We start from the raw sequence: 11813 nt of genomic DNA, 5'->3' as shown, positions 1-11813 counted from the left end.
CTTCCGCGGCAGATCAGTCGATGCCTCAAACTGTCATTCGCAGCGTGAAAGCGGAGTCGAGCATGGTCAGAAAGGCGCGCACGGCAGGGTTAGCGCGTCGGCTTGCCGGCCAGAGCACGGTCACGTTATTTCGCTCGACCGCGAACGTGGACAGCACGGGGACCAGTTCGCCGCGCTTCACATAGGGAGCCGCCATAAAGGAAGCGCCTATGCCTATCCCACCGCCGGCTGCCAGCATGATGAGCACGGCATCGCTGGCATCAGCGACCACACCGGAATTGGGCACAATCTCGATTTCACGGTCGCCAATCCGGAAGGGCCAGCGAAAGGTCTGGCCTGTGCTCTGATAGCGAAGATTGACGGTGTCATGCCCTCCCAAGTGATCAGGATGGGTCGGGGTGCCGCGTTCCTCGAGATAGACTGGCGATGCGAAGCAGCAAAGCCGATGTGGTGCGAGCTTGCGTGATAGTAGCCGGGTGTCAGCCAGATCACCGATGCGTACGGCGACATCGATGCCTTCCTCAATCATGTCCACCATCTGGTCACCCAGCCTGAGGTCGACGACCAGGTTCGGATGGAGCCGGCGGAAAGCCGGTAAAGCGGGAGCGATCACGTGGAGTCCGATCGGCAGCGACGCGGCCACGCGCAACGTGCCCGATGGTTCGGAGCGCGCGGTCATTGCCGTCTGCTCGATTTCCTCCGCCTCGCGTAGCAGACGCAGCGCGCGCTCATGCAGGTCGCGCCCCTCTGGCGTGAAGGTGAGCGAGCGCGTCGTACGGGTAAACAGCGACACGCCCAAATGCCGCTCGAGCCGCTGCACGCTCTTGCTGACCGCGGACGGGGAAATCGACAGCGCGCGCGCCGCTGCCGTGTAGCTGCCCAGCGATCCGGCACGCGCGAAGGCGATGATGCCAGTGAGCCGATCCAACGTAATATGTTCCGCCATGGCATTACTTAAGTGCCATCGGCACCGATTATCAACCGGAAGTGCCGCCACTAGATTCGTTCCAATGACAGGTGAGCGGAGATTTGATCAATGAGCGATAAGATGAAGGCAGTCCGTCTGCACGCATTCGGTGGTCCCGAGGTGCTGGTGTACGAAGACGCGCTGAGGCCGGATGTGAAGCCCGGCGAGGTGCTTGTTCGCGTCCAGGCGGCGGGGCTTAATCCGCCCGACTGGTATCTGCGGGACGGCTATCGCGCGCTGCCGCCACAATGGCGGCCCAACCCGTCCTTCCCACTGATTCTCGGCACGGACGTTTCGGGCGTCATTGAAGCGGTTGGCGCCGAGGTCGCTGAGTTCAGCATCGGCGACGAGGTCCATGCAATGGTTCGCTTCCCCGATGACCTGATGACGGGTAGCAATGCCTACGCGCATTATGTCAGTGTGCCGGCATCGCATGTTGCGTTGAAACCAGCCGGCATCGACCATATTCATGCGGCCGGCGCGCCGATGTCGCTTCTGACAGCATGGCAGCTCTTGATCGAACTTGGCCACGATGAGCCAAATCCGTTCCAGCCCTCCCGGCACGAGCCGGTGCCCCTCGACGGCAAGACGGTGCTCATCAACGGTGCCGGAGGCGGCGTCGGGCATCTGGCCGTCCAGTTGGCGAAATGGCGGGGCGCTCGCGTCATCGCGGTGGCATCAGCCAAGAACGAGGCGCTGATGCGCGATCTCGGCGTGGATCAGTTCATCGACTACAAGACAACCGCGGCGGACGATGTCGTCCGAGACGTCGACCTCGTCCTCGACGCGGTGGGCGGCGCGGACATGGAGCGCTTCTTCCATGTTCTGAAGCCGGGCGGCACGCTGTTCCTGGTCAACCCGCTGGGCTTCGCTGGTCACGAGGAGGCAGAGAAGCTGAGCATCACGGTCTCGTCCACACAGGTTCGATCCAATGGCGCGCAGTTGGCAAAAGCCGCCCGCCTGCTCGACGACGGCATTGTGCGAGTCGTCATCGACAGCACATTCCCGCTGGCCGAGGCATCGCGCGCGCATGAGCGGGCCGGCGACGGCAGTATTCAAGGCAAGATCGTGCTGGCCGTTTGATTTGTTGCTTTCAGCCGCCCGATCGTCGGAAGTGCAGACGGTCGAGCGGGATCCATCAAGGTAACCCATGATGCTGATTGTTACCGGCTATATGTACGTCGAGCCCTCGTCGGTCGCCGAGTTTGTCCAGGATCTCCAGAACCTCGCCATAGCTACCCGGCAGCGGGACGGAAATCTTTCCTATGACGCGGCTGTGGACGATCCGCTTGCCGGTCGCCTCCTGATCGCCGAGCGGTGGAGAGACCAGGCCGCACTCACTGCACATCTCCATGCTACCGACACGATGGCGTTCGTTGGTCGATGGGGCGATACCATCAGGGGTGAAATTCTCAAATACGACGTGCTGCGTGAACGTGGCCTGATGGACGAGTAGCAAAGTACGCCGGTGAGCGTAGAGCGGCAGTCGGATCGTCGGCATATCTGCGCTCGCAACCGGCGCAGTGGACGGCAGCTATCGACAGCTCTTGTCCTGATAGCTGCCGGACCGCTTTCCACCCCGTCATGGACATTCCGGCCGGCTAAGCGGACCGGCTGCTTCTAGAATTTGTCTCGGGTCGCGCCAACAAATGAAATCAGGCGAAAAGCGATCGTCCAGGTCTTGGCGGATGTAAGTCGTCTTTGGGGTAAACTCGGCCGTTCAGAGCAGTTGGCTTTTGACTCTAGGCGGCCTTCTTCTTCGCCAGCCGCGCCTTGATCGACGCAACGTCCGCGCGTGGCGTCGCGGCGAACAGCGTCTTGGTGTAGCTGTGCTTGGGGTCGGCGAAGACCTCGTCGCGCGAGCCGTATTCGACGGCCTCGCCGAAATACATGACCATCACATCGTCGGCGATGTAGCGCACCACGGACAAATCGTGGCTGATGAAGACGTAGGTCAGCTGGAACTCGTCCTGCAGGTCGGCGAGCAGGTTGAGCACCTGCGCCTGCACGGAGAGATCGAGCGCCGAGACCGGCTCGTCGAGCACCAGCAGGCTGGGGTTCAGCATCAGCGCACGGGCAATGGCGATGCGTTGGCGTTGGCCGCCCGAGAACATGTGCGGATAGCGATTATAGTGCTCGTGACCGAGACCGACCTTCTTCAGCATCTTCATGGCGAGGTCGCGCCGTTCGGCGGCCGGCTTGTCGGTGTTGATGAGCAGCGGTTCGCCCAGCACATCGCCGATCTTCTGGCGCGGATTGAGCGATCCGTAAGGGTTCTGGAAGACGATCTGCACCTTGCGGCGCATCTCCTTCGTCAATCCACCTTTGGCGATATCGACCTTGTTGCCGTCGATGAACAGCTCGCCCGAAGTCGCGGGATCGATCAAGGTGATGATGCGGGCGAGCGTGGACTTGCCGCAGCCGCTTTCGCCGACGATGGCCAGCGTCTTGCCCTTGTCCACCGTGAAGGAGACGCCCTTGACCGCATGTACGGTGCGCGGCCCGGTGAACAGGCCGCCGCCGATATGATAGTCGCGAACGATGTTCTTGCCTTCGAGAACCGTGGTGCTCATGCGGAGGCTCCCGCGGCCGAGGGGGCAGGCTCGAACAGCATGTCGGACACAGTCGGCAGCCGGTCGCCGATTGCGTTTTCCGGCAGCGCCGACAGCAATGCGCGCGTATAATTGCTTTTCGGCGATTCAAACAGCGACAGCACGTCGGCCTCTTCCATCTTGCGGCCCTTGTACTGGACGATGACGCGGTCGGCGGTCTCGGCCACGACGCCCATATTGTGGGTGATCATGATCAGGCCCATGCCGTATTTCGCCTGCAGCGAGACCAGAAGATCGAGGATCTGCTTCTGGATGGTGACGTCGAGCGCGGTGGTCGGCTCGTCGGCGATCAGAAGCTTCGGATTGCAGGCGATGGCGATCGCGATCATGACGCGCTGGCACTGGCCGCCGGACATCTGGTGCGGAAACGAGCTCAGCCGTTCTTCCGGATCGGCAATGCCGACCAGTTTCATCAGCTCGATGGCGCGGGCCCGGCGCTGGGCGCGATCCATGCCCATGTGGAAGCGCAACACTTCCTCGATCTGGAAGCCGACTGTGAAGCATGGGTTGAGGCTGGCGATCGGCTCCTGGAAGATCATCGAGATGTCCTTGCCGACGATCTTGCGGCGTTCGGACGGGCTGAGCTTCAGCAGGTCGACGCCGTCGAAAGCCATGCGGTCGGCCTTGACCGTCGCGGTGTTGGGCAACAGCCCCATCACCGCCAGCATCGAGACCGACTTGCCGGAGCCTGACTCGCCGACGATCGCCAGCACCTCGCGCGGCTCGACCGAAAGGTCTATGCCTTGCACGGCCATGAACGGTCCGGCGGCGGTGTCGAAGGAAACGGTGAGATTCTTGATCTCGAGCAGGGACATGCTCACGACCTCTTCAGCTTGGGGTCGAGCGCGTCGCGCAGGCCGTCGCCGATCAGGTTGATGGCAAAGACGGTGATCAGGATGGCGAGTCCGGGGAAGGTCACCACCCACCAGGCGCGCAGGATGAACTCGCGAGCTTCGGCAAGCATGGTGCCCCATTCCGGCGTCGGCGGCTGCGCCCCCATGCCAAGGAAGCCGAGGGCTGCCGCCTCGAGGATGGCATTGGAGAAGGACAGCGTCGCCTGCACGATCAGCGGAGCGATGCAGTTGGGCAGGATGGTGACCAGCATCAGCCGGAGATGGCTGGCCCCGGCGACCTTGGCCGAGACTACATATTCGCGGGTCTTCTCCGCCATCACGGCCGCGCGGGTGAGCCGGGCGAAGTGCGGCTGCAGCACGAAGGCGATGGCGATCATGGCATTGACGAGGCCAGGGCCGAGCACCGCGACCAGCACCAGGGCCAGCAGCAGCGACGGGAAAGCCAGGATGATGTCCATGATGCGCATGATCAGCGTGTCGACCCAGCCACGGCAGTAGCCGGCGAGCAAACCGAGGATGACGCCGGAGATCAGCGCCGTGGTGACGACGACGAAGCCGATGGCGAGCGAGAAGCGTGAGCCGTAGATCAGGCGCGAAAGCATATCGCGGCCGACGGCGTCCGTGCCGAGCAGGAATTGCGCGTTGCCACCCGCCTGCCAGGCCGGCGGCGTCAGGAAGAAGTCGCGGAACTGGTCATCAGGCGAATGCGGAGCGAGCAACGGCGCGAAGATGGCGATCAGGATCAGCAGGGCGAAGACGAAGAGGCCGATCACCGCGCCCTTGTTGATCGAGAAATAGTGCCAGAATTCGGCGAACATCTGCAGCCGCGCATCCTGCGGCTTGACGACGGTCGCCGCTTCGACGGTGGCTGGGCCTTCATTGGTCATGTCAATTCGCCCGGATGCGCGGGTTGATGACGGCATAGAGCACGTCGACGATAAGGTTCACCGACATGACGATCAGCGCGATCAAAAGCAACCCGCCCTGCACGGTGAAATAGTCGCGCTTGGAAATGGCGTCGATCATCCACTTGCCGATGCCCGGCCATGAAAAGATGCTCTCGGTCAGGATGGCGCCGGTCAACAGCGTGCCGACCTGCAGGCCGATCGTGGTGACGACCGGGATTAGCGCGTTGCGGAAGGCATGCAGGCCGATGACGCGCCGCGGCGCCAGCCCCTTGGCGCGCGCGGTGCGCACATAATCCTCGCCCAGCACTTCGAGCATGGCCGAGCGGGTCTGCCTGGCGATGACCGCCAGCGGAATGGTGCCGAGCACGATGGTGGGCAAGATGAGATGCGACACCGCCGAGCGGAAGGCGCCCTTCTGGCCCGAGATGAGGGAATCGATGGTCATGAAGCCGGTCACCGGCTTGAAGAAGTAGAGAAGGTCGATGCGGCCCGAGACCGGCGTCCAGTGCAGCGTGCCGGAAAACACGATGATCAGCAGCAGCCCCCACCAGAAGATTGGCATGGAATAGCCGGCGAGCGCGGTGCCCATGGTCAGCTGATCGAACCAGGAGCCGCGGCGGATGGCGGCGAAAATGCCGAAGGCGACACCGAGGACGACGGCGAAGACCATGGCGAAGATGGCGAGTTCGACCGTGGCCGGGAACCGCACCAGGAAATCCTTGAGCACCGGCGTCTTGGTTGAAAACGAGGTGCCGAAATCGCCGCCGAGGATATTGGTCAGATAGGTCAGATACTGTTGCCAGATCGGCAGGTCGAACCCGAACTGGTGCATCAGCGCCGTATGGCGTTCGGGCGACAGGCCACGTTCGCCCGCAAGCACCAGCACCGGATCACCGGGCAGGATGCGCACGAAGCCGAAAGCGAGGATGGTTATCCCGATGAAGGTCGGGATGATGAGGGCGAGCTTGCCGAGGATATAACGCAGCATGGCGGGCGAGGTGGGGCGGCGCCTTGTGGCGCCGCCCCGTTTCGCGAACCTTATTCGGCGATATCGACGCCGTCAAAGCGATGGATACCGAGCGGATCCATCGCAAAGCCGGAGACGGTCTTCTGCATCGGCATGAACACCTTGGAGTGGGCGAGCGTCGCCCACGGTGCCTGCTCCTTGAAGATGACCTGTGCCTGTTCGTAGAGCTTGGTGCGCTCGGCCTGGTCGGAAACCGTCTTGGCCTTGTTGATGAGCGCATCGAAGTCCTTGTTGCACCATTCCGCGCGGTTGTTCGAACCGACGGAAGCGCAGCTCAGGAGCACGCCGAGGAAGTTGTCCGGATCGCCATTGTCGCCGGTCCAGCCAACGATGACGGCGCCGTCGTGATCGACCGCGGAAGCGCGCTTGAGGTATTCACCCCAATCGTAGCTGACGATGTTGACGGTGACGCCGACCTTTGCGAAGTCCGCCTGGATCAGCTCGGCGGTACGGCGCGCGTTCGGCATGTACGGACGCGAGACGGGCATCGCCCAGACGTTCATCTTGAGGTCCTTGACGCCGGCCTCTTCAAGCATCTTCTTGGCCGCGTCCGGATCGTACGGGTCGTCCTTCACGTCCTTGTTGTAGGACCACATGGTCGGCGGGATCGGGTTGATCGCCACCTGGCCGGCGCCCTGGAACACGGCGTCGATGATGGCCTTCTTGTTGATGGCCATGTTGAGCGCCTTGCGGACACGCACGTCGTCGAACGGCTTCTGCTGGGTGTTGTACATCAGCGCGCCGACGTTGAGGCCTTCCTGCTCCGCGACCGTCAGGTTCGCATCGGCCTGCAGGCCGGCAATGTCGGCCGGTGCCGGGTAGGACATGATGTTGCATTCGCCGGCCTTCAGCTTCTGCGCGCGCACCGCCGGATCGGTGGTGATGGCGAAGACCAGATCGTCGATCTTCTGCTTGCCGCCCCAATAGTCCGGGTTGGCCTTGTAGCGGATGGCGGCGTCGGCCTGGTAGTCGACGAAGATGAACGGCCCAGTGCCGACCGGCTTCTGGTTGAACAGTTCAGGCGTCTTGTCGGCCTGCAGCTTGTCGGCATATTCCTTCGAGACGATCGAGGCGAAATCCATGCCCAGCGTCGGAATGAAGGTGATCGCCGGTTCCTTGAGGCTGAACTTCACCGTCAGGTCGTCGACCTTCTCGACCTTGGTGATGTTGTCACCGAACTGGTCATTGTAATACTGGTAGGCGATGCCCGGTATGTACTGGAACCAGGGGCCATTCTTGTCAACCTGGCGCTCGAAAGAGAACACCACGTCGTCGGCGTTCAGGTCGCGGGTCGGGGTGAAGTAGTCGGTGGGCGCGAACTTGACGCCCTTGCGCAGCTTGAAAGTATATTCCTTGCCGTCGTCGGAAATGGTCCAGCTGTCCGCCAGACCGGGCGAGACCGAGGTCTTGCCGTGATCGAATTCGACAAGGCGGTTGAAGACGGTACGCGAGGACGCGTCGAACGTCTGGCCCGCGGTATACGGCGCCGGGTCGAAACCCTCCGGCGACGCCTCAGCGCAATAGACCAGAGTTTTCGCGTTGGCCACGCCGCCCAGGACGCTTGCAGCCAGCAACGCGGCTGCAAAAGTCAATTTCTTCTTCATTGAGCACTCCCTGATGTTCTTCCAAGCCCCTCTATCAGGCTCGCGAAGCGCGCATATAAGCACCGTTTTTCCGGGTTTGGAACACCCCGTTTGCTTACCCCTCGGGAAGCAGGAAAAAAATCCGCGATTTGGCTAAATGGCAGAAAAAATTAGCAGTTTTTTCTATTCACGATATTATTAACGACCGCATTTTTTTATTGATCTGACCCCTGGTCACAACGGTCCCGCGCCCAGTATTCATCCGCCGCCGGGTGCGGAAAGATGCCGTTCCAGCCATGGCCGGCGGAAAGATTTTCGGTTGCATATCTTTCGGCATCCTGCCGCTAGGGCAAGACTTGCACCGCCGCCGATAGAGGCAATACATAGATAGGCAGCTGGCGGCAGCGGAGGGACGTCTCCATCAATCTGGAGGCGGCGCGGTAGGGCCCAGCGAGAACAGGCGACCAGGGTTGTCGAGGAGGAACGGGTGGCAAAAGCATCGAAGGCGCCGGTGAAAGCGTCGGCCAAGGCGAGGCCTAGACCTGCCGCCGGCGCCGTCGGGCAAGGCAAGGCGGCCGCCGGCAAGGCCGCGACCGCGAAGGCGGCGGCCGCCAAGAAAGCACCCGCGGCAAAAGCCGTGGCCACCGCCAGCACCGCCGCGAAGCCGGCGACGAAGGCCGCGCCAGCAAAGGCGCCCGCGACCAAGGCCGGATCGGGCAAGGCCGGAACGGGCAAAACCGCGACGACGAAGAGTTCGCCAGCAGTGAAGGCTGCACCGGTCTCGAAGCCAGCGACAGCGGCCAGCCAGCGGCTGCCGAAGGCGCTCACCGAACTCGCCGTCGGCCTGCCGCAAAAGCCATGGCTCAACAGCTATCCCAAGAACATGCCGGCCGAGATCGGCGCCCTTCCCTACGGTTCCATCGGCGACTTCCTCGTCGGCGCCTGCAAGCAGTTCGCCGGCCAGCCGGCTTTCACGTGCATGGGCAAGTCCATCACCTACGCGCAACTCGAACAGTCTTCGGCGGCCTTCGGTGCCTACCTGCAGTCCACAGGATTGCAGAAGGGCGCGCGTGTCGCCCTGATGATGCCGAACGTGCTGCAGTATCCCATAGCGATGATGGCGGTCGCCCGCGCCGGCTTCACGGTGGTGAACGTCAATCCGCTCTACACGCCGCGCGAACTGGAGCATCAGCTCAAGGATTCCGGAGCGCAGGCCATCGTCATCCTCGAAAACTTCGCCAACACCCTGCAAGCGGTCGTCGCAAGGACCTCGGTCAAGCACGTCGTCGTCGCGGCCATGGGCGACCTGCTCGGCGGCCTGAAGGGCTCGATCGTCAATCTTGTCGTGCGCCGCGTCAAGAAGATGGTGCCGGCATGGTCATTGCCTGGCCATGTCAAGTTCAACGCGGCCCTCAAGGCTGGCCGCGGCATGACATTCAAGCCGGCCACGGTGGCCGCCAGCGACGTCGCCTTCCTGCAATATACCGGCGGCACCACCGGAATCTCCAAAGGCGCGACCCTCTCGCACAGTAATGTGCTGGCCAATGTCGCGCAGAATGCGCTGTGGCTGCAGGACGCCTACACCGTCAAGCCAAAGCCGGCGCATCTCAATCTCGTCTGCGCACTGCCGCTCTACCATATCTTCGCGCTGACGGTGAATGCGCTGATGGGCATGCAGATGGGCGGCCAGAACATACTGATCCCCAATCCGCGCGACATTCCCGGCTTCGTCAAGGAAATGGGCAAGTATCCGATCCATATCTTCCCAGGCCTCAACACGCTGTTCAACGCGCTGCTCAACAATGAAGACTTCCGCAAGCTCGACTTCAAGCCGCTGCTCTTGACGCTGGGCGGCGGCATGGCGGTACAGAAGGGTGTCGCCGAGCGCTGGAAAGCGCTGACCGGTTGCCCCATCAGCGAAGGCTACGGTCTTTCGGAGACCTCGCCGGTGGCGACGGCCAACAAGTTCAGCTCCGGCGAGTTCACCGGCACCATCGGCCTGCCGCTGCCTTCGACCGAAATCGCCATTCGCGACGACGACGGCAACAACGTACCGCTCGGCGAGGTCGGTGAGATCTGCATCAGGGGACCGCAGGTGATGGCCGGTTACTGGAACCGGCCGGACGAGACAGCCAAGGTGATGACCAAGGACGGCTTCTTCAAGTCCGGCGACATGGGCTTCATGGACGATCGCGGCTTCACCAAGATCGTCGACCGCAAGAAGGACATGATCCTCGTCTCCGGCTTCAACGTCTATCCGACCGAACTCGAGGAGGTCGTGGCGGCGCATCCCGGCGTGCTCGAAGTGGCGGCCATCGGCGTGCCGGACGAGCATTCGGGCGAAGTGCCGAAACTGTTCATCGTCAAGAAAGACCCGGCCCTGACCGCCGAGGCCATCACCGCCTTTTGCCGCGAGAACCTGACCGGCTACAAGCGGCCTAGATACATCGAGTTCAGGACCGAATTGCCGAAGACGCCGGTCGGCAAGATCCTGCGGCGGGCGCTGCGCGAATAGTGGGGCTCGCCAACGACGATACGCCGGACCAACGCCCGCGCCTCGAACCGGCGGAATTCATCAAGGCGAACATGCGCCTGGCATCAGTGCCGGCACTTCCCGAAATCCGGCTTTATACCTCCCACCCGAGCAGCGGGCTGAGGCGTCTTGTCGAAGACGATGATGCCGATTCTCAGGAGCCGCAACCGCCCTATTGGGCCTATGCGTGGGCAGGCGGCGCCGTGCTGGCGCGCTATGTGCTGGACCATCCGGAGATCGTGGCGGGCCGCCGCGTGCTCGACCTTGGAGCAGGCTCCGGCATCGTCGGCATTGCCGCCGCGAAGGCCTGCGCGGGTGCGGTGATGGCCGCCGAGGTCGATCGGAACGGCGTTGCCGCGCTGGCGCTGAATGCAGCGGCCAATGGCGTCACGATCACGATAATGGGGAACGACATCACCACCGGGCCACCGCCCGCCGTGGATCTGGTGCTCGCCGGCGACGTGTTCTACGGGCAAGGTGTCGCCCTGGGGATGATGCCTTTCCTCGATCGCTGCCTCGCCGCCGGTATCGAAGTGCTGGTCGGCGATCCGGGCCGGGCGTATCAGATCGGAAGAGCACACGTCTNCGTCCCTCGCCTTGCCGATCAGACCGTCTCCTTGACCCGTGCCGAAAGGAAATCCGGCAGATCGGCTACCGAATCCAGGATGACATCGGCGATCTCGGCCAGCGATTCGCGCGTGCCGGTGCCGGAGAGCACGCCGACCGCCAGGCCGCAGCCGCCGGCACGCGCCATTTCGAGATCGTGCCTGTTATCGCCGACCATGGCGATCTCCGACGGCTTGAGCCCCGTAAGATCGCAAAAGGCCTGGATGGTGTCGGGAGCGGGCTTGGGGTTGGCCACCGCGTCGTAGCCATAGGCGGCGTCGAACAGTTGCGCGACACCCAGCGTGACAAGCGTCTTTTCCGCGCCGCTTGTCGAATCGTTGGTGGCGACGCCAAGCCGGTAGGATCGCCTGTGCAGCAGAGCCAGCGTGTCGGCGATCCCTGGCAGCGCCACCGCCATCGTCGAGCCCTGCACCGAGGTGATCTCGTTGAAACGGGCGACGGCCAGCATCTGGTCTTCGTTGGACAGGCGCGGGAACCACAGTTCGACAACGTCGAGATTGGTGCCGGAGGCAAAGATGGAGTCGGGCTTGAAGCGCCGGTTGGCGAAATCGAAGCCCGCGGCCGCGAGCAGCCTGTCGGCTTTCCAGCGATCGCCATCGGCCGCGTCCATGGCCATGAAGTCGGCGACGCCGAGCCAGGTCGCGTTGAAGTCGACAAGCGTTCCGTCCTTGTCGAACAATATCCCCTTGATCTCAGCCAAGC

The 11813-nt window shown here is 62.8% G+C and carries 10 protein-coding genes and 1 pseudogene; 4 read left to right on the top strand and 7 right to left on the bottom strand.

Features of this window, described 5'->3' with window-relative positions:
• Positions 1-25 precede the first annotated feature (25 nt).
• Positions 26-946, bottom strand: coding sequence for a LysR family transcriptional regulator (locus X742_RS153865; protein ID WP_023772599.1), 921 nt, complete (start codon positions 944-946; stop codon positions 26-28).
• Between the two features lie 90 nt (positions 947-1036).
• Between X742_RS153865 and X742_RS153870 the strand changes: the two genes are divergently transcribed.
• A complete protein-coding gene (locus tag X742_RS153870) occupies positions 1037-2050 on the top strand; it encodes an NADP-dependent oxidoreductase (RefSeq protein ID WP_023772598.1) in 1014 nt (337 codons plus the stop codon).
• Between the two features lie 70 nt (positions 2051-2120).
• The gene (locus X742_RS153875) at positions 2121-2423 is read left to right on the top strand and encodes a putative quinol monooxygenase (protein WP_023772597.1); all 303 of its coding nucleotides are present in this window, start codon (positions 2121-2123) and stop codon (positions 2421-2423) included.
• Positions 2424-2709: 286 nt separating this feature from the next.
• Here the strand turns inward: X742_RS153875 and X742_RS153880 are convergent, their stop codons facing one another.
• From X742_RS153880 to X742_RS153900, 5 genes are all read right to left on the bottom strand, one after another.
• A complete protein-coding gene (locus X742_RS153880; protein ID WP_023772596.1) occupies positions 2710-3540 on the bottom strand; it encodes a dipeptide ABC transporter ATP-binding protein in 831 nt (276 codons plus the stop codon).
• Entirely contained in the window at positions 3537-4394 is an 858-nt protein-coding gene (locus tag X742_RS153885) for an ABC transporter ATP-binding protein (RefSeq protein WP_023772595.1), read from the bottom strand. Before X742_RS153885 ends, X742_RS153880 begins: the two co-directional genes overlap by 4 nt.
• Positions 4395-4396: 2 nt before the next feature.
• Positions 4397-5251 (bottom strand): ABC transporter permease subunit, encoded by an 855-nt coding sequence (locus tag X742_RS153890; protein WP_174361976.1) that lies wholly within the window; start codon positions 5249-5251, stop codon positions 4397-4399.
• A gap of 70 nt (positions 5252-5321) precedes the next feature.
• On the bottom strand, positions 5322-6329 hold the full coding sequence (locus tag X742_RS153895; protein WP_023772593.1) for an ABC transporter permease subunit: 1008 nt from the start codon (positions 6327-6329) through the stop codon (positions 5322-5324).
• 50 nt (positions 6330-6379) lie between these two features.
• Positions 6380-7972, bottom strand: a complete 1593-nt coding sequence (locus X742_RS153900; RefSeq protein WP_023772592.1) for an ABC transporter substrate-binding protein — start codon at positions 7970-7972, stop codon at positions 6380-6382.
• Between the two features lie 466 nt (positions 7973-8438).
• Here X742_RS153900 and X742_RS153905 point away from each other — a divergent pair, with 466 nt between their 5' ends.
• Together X742_RS153905 and X742_RS1000000172485 are read left to right on the top strand one after the other, a co-directional pair.
• Positions 8439-10466: a long-chain fatty acid--CoA ligase gene (locus X742_RS153905; RefSeq protein ID WP_023772591.1), complete on the top strand. Its 2028-nt coding sequence runs from the start codon at positions 8439-8441 to the stop codon at positions 10464-10466.
• Between the two features lie 71 nt (positions 10467-10537).
• Positions 10538-11047: pseudogene (locus X742_RS1000000172485) on the top strand (50S ribosomal protein L11 methyltransferase); the annotation flags it as partial.
• A gap of 41 nt (positions 11048-11088) precedes the next feature.
• Here X742_RS1000000172485 and X742_RS153915 read toward each other — a convergent pair.
• Positions 11089-11811 (bottom strand): HAD family hydrolase, encoded by a 723-nt coding sequence (locus X742_RS153915; protein ID WP_023772589.1) that lies wholly within the window; start codon positions 11809-11811, stop codon positions 11089-11091.
• Positions 11812-11813 lie beyond the last annotated feature (2 nt).

It is taken from the genome of Mesorhizobium sp. LNHC229A00 (assembly GCF_000502415.1).
GTDB lineage: Bacteria > Pseudomonadota > Alphaproteobacteria > Rhizobiales > Rhizobiaceae > Mesorhizobium.
Note: the sequence above shows the minus strand (reverse complement) of the source record. Positions and strands in the feature narration are given on the sequence as shown.

Coding starts and splice junctions, on each gene's coding strand:
- X742_RS153865 (WP_023772599.1), bottom strand. CDS start 946: ATGGCGGAACATATTACGTTGGATCGGCTCACTGGCATCATCGCCTTC.
- X742_RS153870 (WP_023772598.1), top strand. CDS start 1,037: ATGAGCGATAAGATGAAGGCAGTCCGTCTGCACGCATTCGGTGGTCCC.
- X742_RS153875 (WP_023772597.1), top strand. CDS start 2,121: ATGCTGATTGTTACCGGCTATATGTACGTCGAGCCCTCGTCGGTCGCC.
- X742_RS153880 (WP_023772596.1), bottom strand. CDS start 3,540: ATGAGCACCACGGTTCTCGAAGGCAAGAACATCGTTCGCGACTATCAT.
- X742_RS153885 (WP_023772595.1), bottom strand. CDS start 4,394: ATGTCCCTGCTCGAGATCAAGAATCTCACCGTTTCCTTCGACACCGCC.
- X742_RS153890 (WP_174361976.1), bottom strand. CDS start 5,251: ATGTTCGCCGAATTCTGGCACTATTTCTCGATCAACAAGGGCGCGGTG.
- X742_RS153895 (WP_023772593.1), bottom strand. CDS start 6,329: ATGCTGCGTTATATCCTCGGCAAGCTCGCCCTCATCATCCCGACCTTC.
- X742_RS153900 (WP_023772592.1), bottom strand. CDS start 7,972: ATGAAGAAGAAATTGACTTTTGCAGCCGCGTTGCTGGCTGCAAGCGTC.